General features: G+C 37.9%; 16 protein-coding genes, 8 tRNA genes and 2 rRNA genes. 2 read left to right on the top strand and 24 right to left on the bottom strand.

The annotated features are described in order from the left end of the window. Positions 1-20: 20 nt before the first annotated feature. The 4 genes from ACK3CR_RS25585 to ACK3CR_RS25570 form a co-directional block, all read right to left on the bottom strand. On the bottom strand, positions 21-971 hold the full coding sequence (locus ACK3CR_RS25585) for a sugar kinase (RefSeq protein WP_243515815.1): 951 nt from the start codon (positions 969-971) through the stop codon (positions 21-23). A gap of 31 nt (positions 972-1,002) precedes the next feature. Beyond that, entirely contained in the window at positions 1,003-1,998 is a 996-nt protein-coding gene (gene kdgT, locus ACK3CR_RS25580) for a 2-keto-3-deoxygluconate transporter (RefSeq protein WP_243521008.1), read from the bottom strand. Between the two features lie 488 nt (positions 1,999-2,486). Then, positions 2,487-3,272 carry a DUF2628 domain-containing protein gene (locus tag ACK3CR_RS25575; RefSeq protein WP_243515817.1) on the bottom strand — a complete coding sequence of 262 codons (786 nt, stop codon included), beginning with the start codon at positions 3,270-3,272 and terminating at the stop codon, positions 2,487-2,489. Positions 3,273-3,387: 115 nt separating this feature from the next. Continuing rightward, the gene (locus ACK3CR_RS25570) at positions 3,388-4,248 is read right to left on the bottom strand and encodes a LysR family transcriptional regulator (protein WP_488976298.1); all 861 of its coding nucleotides are present in this window, start codon (positions 4,246-4,248) and stop codon (positions 3,388-3,390) included. 125 nt (positions 4,249-4,373) lie between these two features. Between ACK3CR_RS25570 and ACK3CR_RS25565 the strand changes: the two genes are divergently transcribed. Further along, positions 4,374-5,798 (top strand): NAD-dependent succinate-semialdehyde dehydrogenase, encoded by a 1,425-nt coding sequence (locus ACK3CR_RS25565; RefSeq protein WP_243515821.1) that lies wholly within the window; start codon positions 4,374-4,376, stop codon positions 5,796-5,798. 44 nt (positions 5,799-5,842) lie between these two features. On the opposite strand, the gene blaOXA is transcribed toward ACK3CR_RS25565, so the two are convergent. Next, on the bottom strand, positions 5,843-6,646 hold the full coding sequence (blaOXA, locus tag ACK3CR_RS25560) for a class D beta-lactamase (RefSeq protein ID WP_243515823.1): 804 nt from the start codon (positions 6,644-6,646) through the stop codon (positions 5,843-5,845). Between the two features lie 166 nt (positions 6,647-6,812). Here blaOXA and ACK3CR_RS25555 point away from each other — a divergent pair, with 166 nt between their 5' ends. Continuing rightward, positions 6,813-7,655, top strand: coding sequence for an aldo/keto reductase (locus ACK3CR_RS25555; RefSeq protein WP_243515825.1), 843 nt, complete (start codon positions 6,813-6,815; stop codon positions 7,653-7,655). Positions 7,656-7,691: 36 nt separating this feature from the next. Here the strand turns inward: ACK3CR_RS25555 and ACK3CR_RS25550 are convergent, their stop codons facing one another. The 19 genes from ACK3CR_RS25550 to ACK3CR_RS25460 all read right to left on the bottom strand — a co-directional run. Then, positions 7,692-7,931, bottom strand: a complete 240-nt coding sequence (locus ACK3CR_RS25550; RefSeq protein ID WP_410914516.1) for a DUF4097 family beta strand repeat-containing protein — start codon at positions 7,929-7,931, stop codon at positions 7,692-7,694. Between the two features lie 25 nt (positions 7,932-7,956). Next, positions 7,957-8,595, bottom strand: coding sequence for a nitroreductase family protein (locus tag ACK3CR_RS25545; RefSeq protein ID WP_243515833.1), 639 nt, complete (start codon positions 8,593-8,595; stop codon positions 7,957-7,959). Positions 8,596-8,608: 13 nt separating this feature from the next. Beyond that, the gene (locus ACK3CR_RS25540) at positions 8,609-9,043 is read right to left on the bottom strand and encodes a MarR family winged helix-turn-helix transcriptional regulator (RefSeq protein ID WP_488976297.1); all 435 of its coding nucleotides are present in this window, start codon (positions 9,041-9,043) and stop codon (positions 8,609-8,611) included. A 284-nt stretch (positions 9,044-9,327) separates the two neighbouring features. Next, the gene (gene glmS / locus ACK3CR_RS25535; RefSeq protein ID WP_019395602.1) at positions 9,328-11,130 is read right to left on the bottom strand and encodes a glutamine--fructose-6-phosphate transaminase (isomerizing); all 1,803 of its coding nucleotides are present in this window, start codon (positions 11,128-11,130) and stop codon (positions 9,328-9,330) included. Positions 11,131-11,618: 488 nt separating this feature from the next. Further along, a complete protein-coding gene (gene glmM, locus ACK3CR_RS25530; RefSeq protein WP_243515835.1) occupies positions 11,619-12,968 on the bottom strand; it encodes a phosphoglucosamine mutase in 1,350 nt (449 codons plus the stop codon). Positions 12,969-12,983: 15 nt separating this feature from the next. Further along, positions 12,984-14,453 (bottom strand): CdaR family protein, encoded by a 1,470-nt coding sequence (locus tag ACK3CR_RS25525; protein ID WP_410914517.1) that lies wholly within the window; start codon positions 14,451-14,453, stop codon positions 12,984-12,986. Continuing rightward, positions 14,446-15,267, bottom strand: coding sequence for a diadenylate cyclase CdaA (cdaA, locus tag ACK3CR_RS25520; protein WP_488976296.1), 822 nt, complete (start codon positions 15,265-15,267; stop codon positions 14,446-14,448). The genes ACK3CR_RS25525 and cdaA overlap by 8 nt, the downstream gene beginning before the upstream one ends. A gap of 241 nt (positions 15,268-15,508) precedes the next feature. Then, entirely contained in the window at positions 15,509-16,114 is a 606-nt protein-coding gene (locus ACK3CR_RS25515) for an anti-sigma factor family protein (protein ID WP_113765255.1), read from the bottom strand. Positions 16,115-16,126: 12 nt separating this feature from the next. Continuing rightward, a complete protein-coding gene (gene sigW, locus ACK3CR_RS25510; RefSeq protein WP_019395607.1) occupies positions 16,127-16,690 on the bottom strand; it encodes an RNA polymerase sigma factor SigW in 564 nt (187 codons plus the stop codon). 312 nt (positions 16,691-17,002) lie between these two features. Continuing rightward, positions 17,003-17,075 (bottom strand) — tRNA-Lys (locus ACK3CR_RS25505). Between the two features lie 2 nt (positions 17,076-17,077). Beyond that, positions 17,078-17,152 (bottom strand) — tRNA-Gln (locus ACK3CR_RS25500). Between the two features lie 49 nt (positions 17,153-17,201). Beyond that, a tRNA-Tyr gene (locus ACK3CR_RS25495) sits at positions 17,202-17,286 on the bottom strand. A 12-nt stretch (positions 17,287-17,298) separates the two neighbouring features. Then, a tRNA-Thr gene (locus ACK3CR_RS25490) sits at positions 17,299-17,371 on the bottom strand. 23 nt (positions 17,372-17,394) lie between these two features. Beyond that, positions 17,395-17,470: transfer RNA gene (locus ACK3CR_RS25485), tRNA-Val, on the bottom strand. Between the two features lie 27 nt (positions 17,471-17,497). After that, positions 17,498-17,569, bottom strand: a tRNA-Glu gene (locus ACK3CR_RS25480). Positions 17,570-17,594: 25 nt separating this feature from the next. Beyond that, positions 17,595-17,667 (bottom strand) — tRNA-Thr (locus ACK3CR_RS25475). A gap of 3 nt (positions 17,668-17,670) precedes the next feature. Beyond that, positions 17,671-17,745: transfer RNA gene (locus ACK3CR_RS25470), tRNA-Asn, on the bottom strand. Between the two features lie 9 nt (positions 17,746-17,754). Further along, a 5S ribosomal RNA gene (gene rrf, locus ACK3CR_RS25465) occupies positions 17,755-17,870 on the bottom strand. A 137-nt stretch (positions 17,871-18,007) separates the two neighbouring features. Continuing rightward, positions 18,008-18,184, bottom strand: a 23S ribosomal RNA gene (locus ACK3CR_RS25460); the annotation flags it as partial.

Below are 18,184 nucleotides of genomic sequence, written 5' to 3'. Positions count from 1 at the left end.
ATGCCTTTTTATCTAGGAATCTATGACTGAGCTAGCGAATTTTTCATAATTTTATCAAGCTCTTGCCTATGGGGAAGCCCTTCATTATCTCCCGGTGACATAACAGCAAGCGCTCCTGTTACGGTTCCTCGCTTTACAGCTTCATCTAAAGGTTGCCCTTCTAACAAAGCACTTACAACTCCTACAGCAAAAGCATCTCCTGCTCCTACTGTATCCACAACTTCTTTAACAGGAAAACCATCTGTATAAAAAGATTTACCTTGAAAACTTGTAAAAGCTCCCTTCGGTCCAAGCTTAATAATAACGGTTTGTACTCCTTCCTGATGATAGAAGTTAGCAATATCTTGTTCATTTTCTTTTCCTGTTAAAAATCTTCCTTCCTCAATTCCCGGAAAGATGATATCAGCCTGAAAAGCAAGCTCGTTAATGATTTTAATCATTTCATCCTTACTGTCCCAAAGACCATAACGCAAATTTGTGTCATACGAAATTTGAACTCCTTTTGCTTTAGCTGATTTAATAAGCTCCAAAACCATCTCTCGGCATCCTAAAGATAAAGCAGGAGGAATCCCTGTTAAATGAAGGTGGTCAAAACTTGCTAAATCTAAATTTTTAAGAGTATCAGTATCCATATGAGAAGCAGCAGAATTTTTTCGAGCTGAGAAAACATCAGGATCGCCACTTTTTACTTTCTGTTTCCACTGCATGCCTGTTGAATATTGTTGTTCATATTGAATAAGTGATGTATTAATTCCATTATGTTTAAGAAACTTCTCGATATATGTTCCAAATGGATCTTTCCCTAGCTTCGTAATATATGTCACACTATGATCTAAACGAGCCATCCCAATTGAGAAGTTTACTTCAGCACCTGCTACGTGGCGACTGAAATACTCAACATCTTCTAGTGGTCCTTCTTGCTCTGCAACAAATAAAGCCATTGGCTCTCCTACTGTTAAGATTCTACTCATCCTCCTTAAACCCTCCCTTTAGCTAAATTGCTTATAGTGCGCTTGTATTGTTTGTTTGCTCTCCAACAAATGCTCCCTTTTTCTTATTCATATATTTCGCCCAATATGCGGTGAGAATAGGAACCAGAATGGATGTAACAATAACAGAAGCAGCAACAAGAGCTGTAGCAGATTGAGCTACGGGCATAAATTCTGGCTTAATACTTGCGATAATCATCGGATTTGCAACAGCTGCTCCTGCCGTACTTGATGCCGCAATTCCTGCTGTACCGTTTCCTCCTCCGATAAACTTATCTGCTAGCATGAGTGGAACCCCTGTCACAACAATAACAAGCAGTCCCATCACAACCCCAAGAAGTCCTGTTTCTACAATTACGCCAAGATCTATTGTATTTCCTAGAGCAAAACCGAAGAATGGAATCATTGTATGTGTTGCTTTACTAAAAAAGGTTCGGAAATCATTATCTATATTTCCAAGCACAAAACCAATTAAGAAAGGTAAAACAGCTCCAACAAACGTCTGTGGTTCAAATGCAGCCAGTCCTGTTGTACCAAGGATCAGCATTGTAACAAGAGGACCAGACTCAAGCGACATTAGCACAAATGCACCTGCCTCTTCTTTCGTCCCGTATTGTTGCATAATTGATGCATAAAGTCCCCCGTTTGTCATATCCATCATTGAAACTAAAGCAAGCACAGAAAGCCCTGCAAAGAAGCCTGATTGAACTCCTCCATCTGGAATAAGTAAAGCAGCAATCACTGCTACAACCCAAGCAACAGCAATTTTTGTAACAACGAGTGTACCAGATTTTCTAAGAACTATTCCTGTAGCCTTTATATTGATTCCGGCTCCCATGCAGAAGAACCAAACAGCTAAGATTGGAACAGTACCTGTCATTAATCCATTTGTAAAGGATCCAAAATATTCACCAGATTTCGGGGCAAATGTGTGGATAACAGCTCCAAGAAAAAGCGGCACAAGCATAAGACCACCAGGAATCTTTTCAATCGTCTTCATAATTTTCATCATCATTTACCTCACTCTTCTTTTTAATAGGGGTAAACATTAGGAAATTAAGATTTTAGACATGATGCTTTTCTAGGGGGCATGTTCGTATAAGATTTCTTTTAGATAAATGACAGTTTCTACAACTTCAGATGAACGAATCTTTAATTTCCTTGTTACAACAACATAGGATTATGATTGCTCGCAACAAATGTCGGGACATCACTCTTTTCTACTAGCCAAACATCTATTAAGGCTCTATCATTTTTCTCCTCTCCTTGTTTCTAATGGTTTCTTGAATATAGAAGTGAATTGCAAAATAAATTTTATAAAGCGATTTCAAGGAATAACATCAAAAAACTTATTTTGTTCCGCATTGTGATACGTCGTTTCATAATATAATTATAGCGCTTTCATCCCCAAATATCTAGATTATAGTTTGAATTATTAGAAAATTAAATATAAAAAAAGCCAGCGCAACAAGCACTGACTTTTTTTATATTTAATGTTTACCAAGATGAATCTTCTTCAATCCATGTTTCATAATCATATGCATCATCTTGATTTAATTTCTTCCCATCAATATAAATATCCTTCCATTCATAGAGCTGTTTATCTAAGTAAATGTTGAATGTAATAAGGACATTTTCTTTTTCAGCATAATCATAGCCTGAGAATTCAACAACATAATGACGCCCTCTTTTTTCTACATATGTCCATTTTGCATCATCATTGTAAGCTTCAAGCGTTATCCCTTCGTCACTAGAGCTGACAATTGATTTTACATTAGCCTTTGTTGGTATATAAGACAGACAAGTACCTGCCCCTAGAAACGCAGCCAGAGCAAGAGCTGTTAGTCCAAGTGCAACGCCAATATGTGTACCACCTTTTGTTTGAAAATAAGCTTCTCTTCTTATTTCAGGAAGATCTTCTGCTTTTGATAAAATGTTCATCACTTGTTTGTAATACCAACCATTAGCACACATGCCAATAACAAGTGAGCAAATCAGATAAAACACAACATCTGACCACAGTGGGATTTCAACTAAAAACGATAAAGAAAACCAAATAAGTTCAAGGCCACAAAAGATGTAGAATTGTTTGTACATTTTTCGATATGCAAACCATAATGTATTTAGAAAAAAAGCCGCCCAGTTCCATGAAAAACCGCTTGCTGGGTCAAACTTCTTGGCCCATTTCAAGTCGTAGAATCCTGTGTTTCTACGAACAACTTGATGCTGCTCTTCAAATGACACAGGCTCTTTTATGATATCTTCGTCCAACATTATTTCCATTTCTCCTCTTCCATCTAATAGAAAATCATAGCCCTATCATTATACATGAATATTACTGTTTTGATAGCATTTCACACTAAAGAAATCTTCCTTATTTCTAGGAGGAATAACAGGGTCAAATGTCTGGACTAAAGAATAACTTATAAAGTTTTTTCCCTATGTCTGGGTTTTTTGTTATCAAAGACGTTTCTCTTTGAAGATGAAAATCCTCAATTGGAAGAGCCTTAATATTTGAACGTCCAATATCTTTCGTGAAAATTTCCGGGAGGATAGAAATGCCTAAGTTTGCAGAAATAAAACCGATAATGCTCTGAGCAAACTCGATTTCACTGCTAACTCTAAGATTGATACCATGATGCTCATATTCTTTCTCCACAAGCGTTCTTACATCACATCCTGAAGGGAGAACAACAATCTTCTCTTGCTGAAACTCTGAAAAAGACACGCTCTTTTTCCCAGCAAGCGGATGTTGTTCATTTACAAAAAGATAAAAGGGCTCCTTTAGTAATCCTTTACTCCAATGCGAATGTTGAATTGCTCGGTCATCAAAAAGAGCAGCATCAATTTCATTATTGTCTAGCTGCGTTAGCAAATCTTTATAGTGATGCCCAATCTTAATATCAATGTGAGACTTTTCATCGTTGGCTAGTGCTAGCTTGTATGGTAGATAAAAGGCCGCCATGCTTTGCCATGTTCCAATAGTAATGTTCCCTTGCTCTTCAGAAGCTCTAATGCTTCTTTCAACAGCATGTACTTTAGACAAGATGTCCTCACTTTCTCGAAACAATATTTCTCCTGCTTTCGTGAGCTCAACTCCTGAAGCTGAGCGAATAAATAAGGTTGCACCTAAATCATTTTCTAGTTTTTTCATTTGCTTACTAAGTGCAGGCTGTGTCATATGCAGAGCCTCGCTTGCTTTGCTTAAGCTTCTTTTTTTAGCTGTTTCTATAAAAGATTGAAGCCATTCTGTTCTCATTTTTATCACCTATAACATTTGGTTATACCCTTAGTATATAAGGGAAGTTCCCCCAAAGCAAAAATGGTGCTAGTGTAGATAATGTAAATAACAACAAGACTTATTCACACTTAGGAGGATGTACAATGTATCCAAATAAATTATATATTGATGGAAAATGGTCAACAGTAGAAAAAACATTAGATGTTATTAACCCTGCCACAAATGAAGTTATTGGAAATATTCCAAATGCAGGAGCACAAGAGGCAAAAGCTGCTGCTGATGCCGCTCATAAAGCTTTTAAAACATGGTCTAAGAAAACAGCAAAAGAACGTAGTGCAATTTTAATGAAATGGCATGAATTAATTGAGAAAGATACGGACAACCTTGCTAAAATTATGACAACAGAACAAGGGAAACCACTAGCTCAAGCAAAAGGTGAAATTGCCTATGGAAATGATTATATCGCTTGGTTTGCTGCTGAAGGTCAGCGTCTTTACGGTGAAACAATTCCAGCAAGTCACCCTAACAAACGTATTACGGTAAAAAGACAACCTGTTGGTGTTGTTGCAGCAATTACTCCTTGGAACTTCCCAGCTGCTATGATCACACGCAAAATTGCTCCAGCTCTTGCAGCAGGATGCACAATTGTTGTAAAACCGTCTGAAGAAACACCATTCACAGCGTTCCGTCTTGCAGAGCTTGCAGAAGAAGCTGGTGTTCCAAACGGCGTTATTAACGTTGTAACAGGTGATGCAGCTGCAATCGGTGATACGTGGCAAAAAGATAGCCGTATTCGTAAGTTAACATTTACAGGTTCAACAGCTGTTGGTAAGCATTTAATGCGTGGTGCTGCTGATACAGTGAAAAAACTTTCTCTTGAACTTGGTGGACATGCTCCATTTATCGTAACGGAGAATGCTGATATTGATGCCGCTGTACAAGGATTAGCTGCTGCTAAATTCTCTAATGCCGGGCAAATTTGTATTTGTCCAAACCGTATTTTTGTTCACGAAAATATTGCCGAAGAATTCACAAAGAAATTTGTTGCAAAAGTGAAAGAAATTAAAGTTGGAAACGGCCTTGAAGAAGATACAAATGTTGGGCCACTTATTAATCAAAAAGCTGTTGATAAAGTAGTTGCTCAAATTAAAGACGCAACTGAAAAAGGAGCTAAGGTGCTTGTAGGTGGAAATGCTATTACAGACAAAGGCGGCTCCTTTATGGAACCAACTGTGATCACAAACGTAACAGAAGATATGAAATGTATGTTTGAAGAAACATTTGGGCCACTTGCACCAATCGTAACGTTTAAAACAGCAGAAGAAGCTGTTGAACGTGCAAATAACAGTCCATATGGATTAGCAGGCTATGTGTTTACTCAAGATTTAAAAGAAGCAACATATATATCTGAAGAACTTGAATATGGAATTGTTGGTGTAAATGATGGTTCACCATCTACTGCACAAGCTCCATTTGGAGGCTTTAAAGAAAGTGGACTTGGACGTGAAGGAAGTCATTACGGCATTGAAGACTATCTTGAAGTGAAATATATTTCAACAGGGCTTTAATTCATATAAAAGGGTAAGAAGCATCTAGCTTCTTACCCTTTTTCTTATTTTTTGATTATATTATATTTCTTCAATACTTCTTCTGTAATCTGCTTAGCTTCTGCAGATGTACCATCAAGGTTAACGGCAAATGCATAATCATGTCCTTCTCTTTCAACGTATCCAACATACCACCCTTGTTCGTTTCCTTGACCCGTTTTCGCATGGATGGTGTAAGTTCTTCCTTCTTTTTGAACCATCATTCGTTTTACAGTTCTCATTACGTCTAAATCAAATGGAAGCTCTTCTTTGTATAGTTTTTCTATAAAATTCACTTGCTCTAGTGGTGAGATTTTAAGAGAGCTACTTAACCAAAACTGATCAATTCCACCGCTAATATCCTTATTCCCATAAGATATTTTCTCTATCCACTCTTTCATTCGGTCGTTTCCAATATCACGAGCCATCTCTTGATAGTACCAAACAACTGAATAACGCAAAGCAGATCCAAGCGTATGGTCTCGATTCCACTCTTCAATCTCACGCTTTTCTCCATCCCAATATTTAATATCATATTCATCCCTTACAGCTCCAACTTGCAGGCCGATAAGTGAATTTGGAATTTTGAATGTAGATTGCGGGGCAAATCTTGTTTGAGCTCTCTCCTTGTTATAAAAGAGTGTTTTTCCAGTCTTCATATCTCGGAGTACAAATGTACCATTTTTATCATTAAAAAACTCCTCTACATTAAGCTCTTTTACATTTGAATTTTTCGCCGCATACACCCTTTGAGAAGGTTGTCCAAGAAAAACGGTCACAGTACTACAAACAAGCAAGAAAACAGTGACATAACTAATTAGTTTCTTCATCTCCACTCCACCTCACTAAAATTAATTCCACACTTATCTTACCAATTTTTATCTATTATGAAGATGACAAATTCCTATTAAGTTCATAACATTACCATAATAAGCCTTTAAAATTGTTTCAATTGTCCAAAAAGTGGTAAAGTAAATGTAAAAGGAGTGATTCATAATGAGTAGATCAATTCCAGAAGTTACGCTTAATGATGGTACAACAATCCCCGCTATCGGTTTTGGTACATACGCTCTTAATGGAAATGTGGGATCTAATGCGATTAAGAGTGCTATTGACATTGGATACCGCCTAATTGATACTGCTTATAACTATGAGAATGAAGGAACTGTTGGGGAAGCAATTCGCCGTAGCTCCATTCCAAGAGAACAGTTAAGAATTACATCCAAACTTCCTGGTCGTTATCATGAATATGATAAAGCTGTTACAACAATTCAAGAGTCTCTATACAGAGCTAACTTGGATTACTATGATTTATATCTTATTCACTGGCCAAACCCAAAACAAGATCACTATGTAGAAGCATGGCAAGCACTAATTGAAGCTAAAAAATGGGGCCTTATCCGCTCAATCGGTGTTTGCAATTTCTTACCTGAACATATTGAACGACTTGAACGTGAAACAGGTGTGAAGCCAAGTATAAATCAAATTGAACTTCATCCTGCTTTTAATCAGGAATACCAACATAAATGGCATGTAGAACAGAATATAAAAACAGAATCATGGAGTCCTTTATCTCGTGCTAGCGATGTACTTCATAACGATCAACTTGCTCACATTGCCGAAAAACACAACAAAACGATCTCTCAAGTCATTTTGCGCTGGCACTATCAGCTAGGAGCAATTCCTATTCCGAAGTCAGCCTCCCCCGAACGCCAGCTTGAGAATATTTCTATCTTTGACTTTTCTCTTGATGAGAAAGATATGAAAGAAATTGCTTCCCTTTCTCGTCCAGATGGAAGAATTAACGATCAAGATCCTGCTGTATATGAGGAATTTTAATATAGAAAAACCTTGCTTTATAAGAAGCAAGGTTTTTTAATGATGGATATGAATAGTACCTTCTTTACTCTTGATATCGGCCTTATGAGCAACTTCACCAATGATCCCTGTTCTTACTGTTTGAGTGTGCTTTTTTTCCCGAAATCCATTCAATGCAATTGTTATATCTGAAGAAAGACTCGTAGTTTTAAGTGCTAATGAAGAGGGAGACCTCTTATAATCAACAGTAATATCACCCGATTTTGTCTGAACGATGAGTGACTTGCTTTTTCTCATTACTATTTTCTAATGTAAAATTGTATTATTTCCACTGTGTAATTTTATCAATAGGAAAACGATATGAAGCATATCCTTCATCAACTGACTTTCCAATTGATAAAAGCATAACAGGTACATAACGCTCTTTTTCTATTCCAAAAACTTCGGCCATATTTTCTTTTTCATATCCTCCAATTGGATTTGTATCATACCCATGAGCACGAGCTGTTAGCATTAACTGCATTGAAACAAGTCCTGCATCAATTAGAATCGTTTCACGGTTGTCTTGTGCTGGCAGCTTCGCAAAATGCGCAGTTAAAGCTTGTACTTGTCTTTCTTTAACTTCTTGTGGCATATATCCAAGCTCAACGGCTTTTGAGTAAATCTCTTCGATATAGTCGTCATTTTGCATGTCTGCAAATACTGCGATAACTGCAGAAGAAGTAGTAACTTGTGATTGATTAAATTTGGCTAACTTCGCAAGCTTTTCTTTTCCTTCTTCACTTTCAATAACAAGAAAACGCCATGGCTGCGCATTGACTGAGGATGGTGCTGTAGTTGCTTCTTCTAATATTTCAGTCATTTCTTCTTTGCTGATTTTAACTGTGGGATCATAGTTACGTATAGATCTACGTTCTTTCATGATTTTCATAAAATCATTTGTTTTTACTGTAGTTGCCATCTGTAAAACTCCTCTATGCTTTAATATTTTCTATATTTTTTTTCATTTGTGATAGTAAATGAAGAAGCACATTACGTTCTTCTGTGCTAATATTAACAAGCATTTCCTCCATGAAACGCTCTTTCTCTTTTTTGTAAGACTCGATTCGTTCTCGTCCTTGGTTAGATAACTTAACAAGCGTTATTCGGTTATCCTCAGGTTTCCTTCTTCTTGATACCATCCCTTTGATCTCAAGCTGTTTGACGTGTCTTGTAATAGCAGCCCCATCAATATTCACCTTTTTTTGAAGGTCACTTTGACTGATTTCATCCACTTGATAAAGCAATGTGAGCAATTCTAATCGAGATTGGCTAACACCAGTACATTCTTCAAATTTCAAGCCAATCACTTTGCTCAAGTAGTGTAGTTGATATAAAATTTCCCCTTCTTGTGAACACCTTGTTGTCAAAAATTATCCCTTCTTTCTTCCAAATGAATTAATTGATGCATCAATTATTGATACGTCAATAATATACACCTTACTTTTTTTTTTGGCAAGTGTTTTGTCTATGGTAGTTTTTATTTTGTTCTATCTCCTTTATCTCAATTCGTAAAAAACTGAATTATGAGGTCAGAGACCGCAGATATAGTGAGCTTAGTTGATAATAGTATAATTTTAAATATCTTCGACCATAAAAAAAAGCCGAGACTGAATTCAGCCTCGGCTTTTATGTTTTTATTTATAAAACTGTCTTACTCAACTGTAACAGATTTTGCTAAGTTACGTGGCTTATCAACATCACAATCGCGGTGTAATGCTGCATAGTACGCAATAAGCTGAAGAGGAATAACTGCTACAAGAGGTGCAAGTGTTTCATGTACAGCAGGAAGAACATAACGGTCTTCTTCTGTTTGCAAGCCTTCCATAGAAATGATACAAGGATTAGCACCACGAGCTGCTACTTCTTGCACGTTACCACGGATACTTAAATTTACATGTGCTTGCGTTGCTAGAGCAATAACAGGTGTACCGTTCTCAATAAGAGCGATTGTACCATGTTTAAGTTCTCCACCAGCAAAACCTTCTGCTTGAATATAAGAAATTTCCTTAAGTTTTAGTGATCCTTCAAGACCTACATAGTAGTCAACTGCACGGCCGATAAAGAAAGCATTACGAGTTGTTGATAGGAATTCACGTGCGATTTTTTCCATTTCTTCTTTATCATCGCAAAGTGTTTCGATTGCGTTTGCTGCAATAGCAAGTTCTTGTAAGAAATCAAAACCAAGCTCAATTCCTTTTGATTTAGCTGTAACAGCTGAAAGAATAGATAGAACAGCTAGTTGTGCTGTGTATGCTTTTGTAGAAGCTACAGCAATCTCAGGACCTGCATGTAGAAGAAGTGTGTAATCTGCCTCACGAGAAAGTGTTGAACCTTGTACGTTTGTAATTGTAAGAGCTTTATGACCCATTTCTTTTACTTGAACAAGTACTGAACGGCTATCTGCTGTTTCTCCGCTTTGAGAGATAAAGACAAATAGCGGCTTTTCAGAAAGAAGCGGCATGTTGTATGAGAATTCACTTGCCACGTGAACTTCTACAGGAACTTTTGCCCATTGCTCAATGAACTGCTTACCAACAAGACCTGCATGGTAGCTTGTTCCGCATGCAACGATGTAAAGACGATCAGCATCGTTCATTGCTTTTAAGATATCTTCATCAATTTTAAGCTCGTTGTTAGCATCTTGGTATTCGCTAATAATTTTACGAATAACACCAGGCTGCTCATCAACTTCTTTTAGCATATAGTGAGGATATGTTCCTTTTTCAATGTCACTTGCGTCAATTAGAGCTGTGTAAGGCTCACGTGCCATGATTTCGCCTTCTAACGTTTCAATTGTTACATTATCACGACGAACAATAACAACTTCCTTATCCATAAGCTCTAGATATTGATCTGTTACTTGTAGCATTGCCATTGCATCACTTGCTACAACATTAAATCCATCACCAAGACCAACAAGAAGTGGGCTTTTGTTTTTTGCTACAAAAATAGTATCAGGATCTTTTTCATCGATAAGAGCTAAACCGTATGAACCATGTAAAAGACCTACTGTCTTACGGAAAGCTGCATCAACATCCAATCCTTCGTTTGCAAATTTTTCAACAAGTTGCACAATAACTTCTGTATCTGTATCACTTACAAATGTTACATCTTGTAAGTATTCATTTTTTAATAGTGAATAGTTCTCGATAACGCCGTTATGCACTAATGTAAAACGACCTGAAGTACTTTTATGAGGATGAGCATTTAATTTACTTGGCTCTCCGTGTGTTGCCCAACGTGTATGACCAATTCCAGCTGGTGCTACTACGTCATAATCAACTGCGTCACGTAATTTCGCAATACGTCCTTTTTCTTTAAAAAGTTGAACACCGTTGTCTCCGATTACAGCAATACCTGCTGAATCATAGCCACGATATTCAAGTTTTTCTAATCCACGTAATAAAATTTCTTTTGAATCTTGAGTTCCAATATAGCCGACAATTCCACACATAAACTTTTTCCTCCTTAAGTTAAACCGAACAAGTTTAAATACAAAAGAAACCACTTTTCTGTCGTTGTCCAACGAGTCACCTCGCTGATTTAGACAAGAAAATTACGGCTGTGGTCACATTCAGCCGGGAGGCATCCGCCGAAATATCGATAAACCTCCTCCTCGTCAACTAAGCAACAGTTCCGTCTCTTTGCTTAGTTCAGGCGCTTTTATAAATACGTTAAATGTAGCGTTGCCTCTTTTTCCATATTTAAGAGACGAACAGCTTTATATTACAATAGTCCAAAAAAACCGTCAATTAAAATTTTGTGAACTCTTTTACAAAATTGTTTTTTTACAGCTTAAAATCCTTTATCCATCCCTCCTGTTAAGCATTTTATGACGATATTTACAACTGTATAACAGGCTTGTCATCTACCATAAAGTATCAGACATTAATAAAAATATGCATAAGAAGTGAAAATGTTCCACTTCCTATGCATAAAGGATTAAGCGTCTAGACCCATTTCGTCTACAACGACTTTTACAATGCGATCTACGTATTCTTTACATTCTTTATCTGTAGGAGCTTCTACCATCACGCGCACTAATGGTTCTGTACCAGATGGTCTTACAAGTACACGGCCATTGTCTCCCATTTCTTTCTCTACTTCTTCAATAATATTTTTTACTTTCTCATTAGATGTTACATTATGCTTATCTGTTACACGAACATTTTGTAGAATTTGCGGGAATTTCTTCATTTCGCTAGCAAGCTCTGAAAGCGACTTTTTCGTTACCTTCATAATATTCACAAGTTGGATAGCAGAAAGCATTCCATCCCCTGTTGAAATGTAGTCAAGGAAAATAATATGTCCTGACTGCTCTCCTCCTAAGTTGTATCCGTTCTTCTTCATCTCTTCGACAACATAGCGATCTCCTACCGCAGTTTTTACACTTTTTACGCCGTGCTCTTCAAGTGCTTTATAGAAGCCAAGGTTACTCATTACTGTTGACACAACAGTACCTTCGTTCAGCATGCCTTGCTCATTTAAATATTTTGCGCAGATATACATGATTTGGTCTCCATCAACAATCTGCCCTTTTTCGTCAACAGCAATCAAACGATCTCCGTCTCCATCAAAAGCAAGTCCAACGTCAGCACCTTTTTCTTTTACGAATTCAGCAAGCACTTCAGGATGTGTAGATCCAACTCCGTCATTAATATTTGTACCGTTCGGAGAAGCTCCCATTGTTGAAATTTCTGCTTCTAGGTCTGCGAAAAGATGAGCAGCTAGAGAAGACGTTGCTCCATGTGCACAGTCAAGTGCAACATGAATATCAGAGAAGTCCTCATCAACACTCTGCTTCAAGTATTGAAGATATTTTTGACCACCTTCAAAGTAATCATTTACTTGACCAAGATCCGCTCCTGTTGGACGTGGTAATGTGTCTTCAGTACTATTTAAAAGAGCTTCAATTTCCTCTTCCTGTTCATCTGAAAGTTTAAAACCATCAGAACCAAAGAACTTGATTCCATTATCCTGAACAGGGTTATGTGAAGCAGAAATCATCACTCCTGCTTGTGCACCTGTTGCTTTTGTTAAATATGCTACTCCTGGTGTTGAGATAACGCCTAAACGCATAACCTCAGCTCCAATTGAAAGAAGACCTGCTACAAGGGCCCCTTCTAACATATGGCCAGAAACACGTGTATCACGGCCAATTAGGACTTTCGGTCGCTCCATATCTTTTGTTAGGACATATCCCCCAAAGCGTCCTACCCGAAAGGCTAATTCAGGTGTTAATTCACTGTTCGCTACCCCACGAACTCCATCTGTACCAAAATATTTACCCATTTCATATTCTCTCCTTTATTCACTGTTTGCTGGATTTTGTTCTTGTTGCTGTTCGTAATTTGTTGTTTGTTCACCTTGCTGCTCTTCTTCTTCCTCTTCTGGTGGTGGTTCTTCTTCTTGTTCTTTAGCTGTTATCTCTACTTTGGCAGTGCTCGTGTTCGGGGTGATTTGCACTCCACTTGGCCCACTTACGCTAATAGGCAATGTATATGTACCTGCTTCGTACCCGCTTGCACTCACACTTGCACTAATATCTCCTGCACTTAGAGATTGAACAGTATTTTTAGGTCCTGTTGCACTTATGCTAATTGTCCCATTTGATGGAGTTAACATTTGATAAAGGAAAGAGTCCGATTGACCTCCAATTGAGAGACTGACACCACTAATAGTTCTCGTTGAATTCGTCTCTTCTTCATCTTCCTTCTCCTGTTCTTTCTCTTCCTCTTCTGTAGTCGTCTCTTCTGGTTCCGTTGTTTCTTTTTCTACTGTTTCTTTTTCGTCTTCTTTAACTTCTTCTTCCTTTGTACTATCTTCAGAAGTGTTGACTTTGACTTTTACATTTTCAGGACTTACTCGCTTGATGCCTTCTGGTAAAGGGACGTTCACCTCTACAGTCTCCGTACCTCTAATATCGCTAACATCAACAGGGATTTCTGAAATTTCATTCACACTCTTTAAAGCATCTTCATCTCCATAAATAACAGCTTCTTTTGTCTGTGGTTCGATGCTTGTTACCTTCACTCCCTCACTGGGAGTTCCAGATGCTTCAAACTTCAATGGGACACTTTTGCTTTCCCTTTTGATTGGTATATTAACTTGTACAAACTCTGGATTTGTATCAACGTTAAGTTTATTTAAGTTACGATCAAAAGCTACAACTTTTGCTTGTTGCTTTATTGTACTATCTGCATCATCTTCTTCAACTAATGCTTTCACAGAAGAAATAGATTCAATCTGTGACTTTCCACCTGTTACAACAACGCTTTTAGGTGAAACAGAAGGAGTGCCTGCAACATATCCAGATTTAATCTGGTCTGAGGCTAAGCTAACCTCAAGTGGAAACTTTTTTGACACTTTTTGCTCTATTGTAACTTGCACAGTTTTCGGATCAATTTCAACACTTAAACCATCATCAATATTATCATGAAGTTTAACTTGATGATTACCTGGTTTTAAGTTTTCTAAGTTAGCATATACTTTTACATCTCGCTGAAGTTTAATCTCACTCTTTGATCCTTTCAAGGTAATATCTACTGTTTCAGGCAGTCCTGATACAATATATTTCTCATCATCAAAATAAGCTGTAACAGGAACATCTTGAATGGTTTGGGTTTCTTCATTGCTTGTACTTCCACTGCTACTTGAAGAGTTAAAAGGAGAGCTGCTGCTTCCTGTTTCTTCTAATGTGACGGATAGATACAGCATAAAAGCTAATAGTAAAGCGATGATTTTCATAAACCAATGATTATTCATAAGTTTATCCATCTCTTTTCCCCCTCCACTGCCAGCGAGCTCCAGAGGATGATCTCGTTTGGCCAATAAGTGTGCTTGTCAGAATTTCGCCAAGAGAATCTAGAGTTAATTCACGATGAAGCTCACCGTTTTTAGTCACAGAAATACCACCTGTTTCCTCAGAAACAATTACCGTAATACTATCTGTCACTTCACTTATTCCAACAGCTGCACGATGTCGTGTTCCTAGTTCTTTAGAAATAAAAGGACTTTCTGAAAGTGGAAGATAACAAGCTGCTGCTGCTACTTCATTGCGCTGTAAAATAACCGCACCATCGTGAAGCGGGGTATTCGGAATGAATAAGTTAATTAATAATTCAGATGATACCTTCGCTTTTAGATCTATTCCTGTTTCAATATAATCTCCCATTCCTGTTTCACGTTCAATAGAAATAAGAGCACCAATACGTCTTTTTGCCATATAACTTGTTGCTTTTACAACTGCTTCAATTACTTTTGTTTGTTCATCTTCTTCAGGAACGGATCCTCGAGAAAAGAGCTTTCCGCGTCCTAATTGTTCTAAAGCACGTCTTAGCTCTGGTTGGAAGATGATAATAATTGCTAAAAATCCCCATGTAAGTGCCTGGTCCATAATCCATTCGAGCGTTCTCAATCCTAAAAATTTACTTAAGAACTGGACGACAATAATTACCGTAATCCCTTTCAAAAGTTGAACGGCTTTTGTACCTCGAATTACCATAATGATTTTATAAATAACGAACCAGACTAGGAGAACATCGATAACATTTCCTACATAATTCAAAACCGGTAGCTCTCCAAAGAGCATGATCTCACTTCCTCTTTATATAATCATCACCCTATTTTTTATACCGTCTAATTATTATTCGTTTATTTAGTTTTGTGAATACTTTAATATGCTTTATCATAGTGATTTCAAAAGCTTCATAACTTTTTTATTATATCATAAAACGTATTAATATGAGCGTTGTTAACAAGTTGAAAAAAAGATGATATAAAAAAGGCAAAGTAGTAAAATAACTGCCTTTTTATATCATCTTCCCTAATTTCTAAAAAGCATGCACAATATTATCTGTTGTCGACTTCATTTTGTACCATAACCATTCAAACATTTGATCTAACTCTCTAATCTCGCCGGTTACTTCCCCTGCTGATGCAAGATAATTAGAGCCGTTAATGACGGTCACACTTCCATTTACTTTACCTTCTATACGAGTATTACCGTTTCTCACAACAAGATCTCCTTGGACAGTCTTTCCTTCTGGGACAATTGCCGTATGTCCTTTCACTTCAACGTTGTCCTGTTTTGACACAGAGAACTCACTGTTATTCGACCAGCTAGAAAGTGCTCCTCCAAGCATTAGAACAAAAAAAACAGCTGCTGCGGTTAGAAGTGGATGGCCTTGTAACCATCTTCTTGCTTTTGCTCGTTTACGTTCTACAGGTAAACGTTTCATGACTCCTTCTGTGAAGTTTGCTGGAGCACTAACATGTGAAGTACTTTGAATAAAAGCAATTGTTCGTTTCAGCTCACGAAAATGCTCACTACACTCCTCACACTCTTGGAGATGTTTTCTTAGCTTCTGTTCATCAGCTGCCTCTATATCTCCATCAAGATATTCATGCATAAATAGTGAAACATTTTTACATTCCATAGCAATCACCCCTTACATATGACGGAGCTTCTTTCTTAAAGCCTCTCGTCCACGATGAATCCTTGTTTTCACTGTCCCAATTGGTAATTCCATAATATCGCTAATCTCTTTTAAAGGAAGTTCATCTACATACTTTAAAATAATAACTGTTCGATATTTTTCAGGCAACTGGGCAATTTGTTGCTGCACATATTCATGAAGCTCAAGTTTTTCTACACTTTCTTCTGGGAGCTCTCCATCTGCAGCAATTTGAGAGTACATGTTCAATCCTTCAGTCCCAGCAACCTCAGCATCAAGAAAGTAATCAGGTTTCTTTTTTCGAATGCGGTCAATGCAAAGGTTTGTAGCAATTCGATAAAGCCATGTTGAGAACTTACGCTTAATATCATAGCTATCAATATTAACATATGCGCGTAAGAAGGCTTCCTGTGCCATATCTTCTGCTTCATGAGCATTTCCTAACATCCTATAGCAAAGCTGATAGATTTTATCTTTATAATACTCTACAACCTCAGCAAAAGCGTTCTGATCCCCTTTTTTTACTTTCTTTATCTTGCTTTTTATAAACAAATCCATCTCCTGAGTACCTCCGCCCATTGCGGGATAATTGTAGTACGATTCTTTTTCTAAAAGGTTTCATTTCTCCGCAAATATTTTTCATTCCAATGATACATTTTAACATTTTTTATATTACAAAAGAGACAAAATTTAATTTTTTCCATTTCTACTTTTATCTGTATAAAATTCACCTTTAAATAAGAGGGAAAATAGAATCAAGAAGATATGATTAGTTAATATAGAAAGCTTTTGTTTTTAATATGTAAAAAACCGTGAAGATTTTCACAAAATATGAAAATCTTCACGGTTTTAAGTTCCAATGAATCAAGATGAGCCATGAAGGACTCGAACCTTCGACCCTCTGATTAAAAGTCAGATGCTCTACCAACTGAGCTAATGGCTCATTGGCTGGGCTAGCTGGATTCGAACCAACGCATGACGGAGTCAAAGTCCGTTGCCTTACCGCTTGGCTATAGCCCAATATTATTCTATATGTAGTGTACCCAATTTCTTTTGTTTTAAACAAAAATGGTGGAGGGGGACGGATTCGAACCGCCGAACCCAGAGGGAGCAGATTTACAGTCTGCCGCGTTTAGCCACTTCGCTACCCCTCCAAGAAATAAGGATGCCGGCAAGAGGACTTGAACCCCCAACCTACTGATTACAAGTCAGTTGCTCTACCAATTGAGCTACACCGGCATAGGTTAATATATTATTTTAAATGGTGGAGGATGACGGGCTCGAACCGCCGACCCTCTGCTTGTAAGGCAGATGCTCTCCCAGCTGAGCTAATCCTCCGCTCAAAGTGTTGCTATGTAATAAAAGTGACCCGTACGGGATTCGAACCCGTGTTACCGCCGTGAAAGGGCGGTGTCTTAACCGCTTGACCAACGGGCCATAACTGCTGAATGTGTGCTCGGCAAGCTTCCAACCGGGATTGAACCGATGACCTCTTCCTTACCATGGAAGCGCTCTACCGACTGAGCTATGGAAGCAAATGGCTCCACAGGTAGGATTCGAACCTACGACCGATCGGTTAACAGCCGATAGCTCTACCACTGAGCTACTGTGGAATATGGTTAGCCTGGCAACGTCCTACTCTCACAGGAACAAAGTCCCAACTACCATCGGCGCTCAAGAGCTTAACTTCTGTGTTCGGCATGGGAACAGGTGTGACCTCTTGGCTATGGTTACCAGACAAGTATCATTAAGTAACGCAACATCTTGTATTATAAATGATTCTTTAGAACAAATCAAGTGTTTTTTTAAAAGAAATTGCTCACTCAAAACTAAATAACAAGGCAAGGAAAAACATATCCGATTATGATCAATTCTTAGGTTAAGTCCTCGATCGATTAGTATTAGTCAGCTCCACATGTCGCCACGCTTCCACCTCTAACCTATCTACCTGATCGTCTCTCAGGGATCTTACTTCCGAAGAATGGGAAGTCTCATCTTGAGGGGGGCTTCATGCTTAGATGCTTTCAGCACTTATCCCGTCCGCACGTAGCT

The sequence above is a fragment of the Priestia sp. TRM10 genome, from assembly GCF_057808375.1.
This window is presented reverse-complemented; position numbering and strand designations above follow the sequence as displayed.

Coding starts and splice junctions, on each gene's coding strand:
- ACK3CR_RS25585 (WP_243515815.1), bottom strand. CDS start 971: ATGAGTAGAATCTTAACAGTAGGAGAGCCAATGGCTTTATTTGTTGCA.
- kdgT (WP_243521008.1), bottom strand. CDS start 1,998: ATGAAAATTATGAAGACGATTGAAAAGATTCCTGGTGGTCTTATGCTT.
- ACK3CR_RS25575 (WP_243515817.1), bottom strand. CDS start 3,272: ATGGAAATAATGTTGGACGAAGATATCATAAAAGAGCCTGTGTCATTT.
- ACK3CR_RS25570 (WP_488976298.1), bottom strand. CDS start 4,248: ATGAGAACAGAATGGCTTCAATCTTTTATAGAAACAGCTAAAAAAAGA.
- ACK3CR_RS25565 (WP_243515821.1), top strand. CDS start 4,374: ATGTATCCAAATAAATTATATATTGATGGAAAATGGTCAACAGTAGAA.
- blaOXA (WP_243515823.1), bottom strand. CDS start 6,646: ATGAAGAAACTAATTAGTTATGTCACTGTTTTCTTGCTTGTTTGTAGT.
- ACK3CR_RS25555 (WP_243515825.1), top strand. CDS start 6,813: ATGAGTAGATCAATTCCAGAAGTTACGCTTAATGATGGTACAACAATC.
- ACK3CR_RS25550 (WP_410914516.1), bottom strand. CDS start 7,931: ATGAGAAAAAGCAAGTCACTCATCGTTCAGACAAAATCGGGTGATATT.
- ACK3CR_RS25545 (WP_243515833.1), bottom strand. CDS start 8,595: ATGGCAACTACAGTAAAAACAAATGATTTTATGAAAATCATGAAAGAA.
- glmS (WP_019395602.1), bottom strand. CDS start 11,130: ATGTGTGGAATTGTCGGCTATATTGGAACTCAAGATTCAAAAGAAATT.
- glmM (WP_243515835.1), bottom strand. CDS start 12,968: ATGGGTAAATATTTTGGTACAGATGGAGTTCGTGGGGTAGCGAACAGT.
- ACK3CR_RS25525 (WP_410914517.1), bottom strand. CDS start 14,453: ATGGATAAACTTATGAATAATCATTGGTTTATGAAAATCATCGCTTTA.
- cdaA (WP_488976296.1), bottom strand. CDS start 15,267: ATGCTCTTTGGAGAGCTACCGGTTTTGAATTATGTAGGAAATGTTATC.
- ACK3CR_RS25515 (WP_113765255.1), bottom strand. CDS start 16,114: ATGGAATGTAAAAATGTTTCACTATTTATGCATGAATATCTTGATGGA.
- sigW (WP_019395607.1), bottom strand. CDS start 16,690: ATGGATTTGTTTATAAAAAGCAAGATAAAGAAAGTAAAAAAAGGGGAT.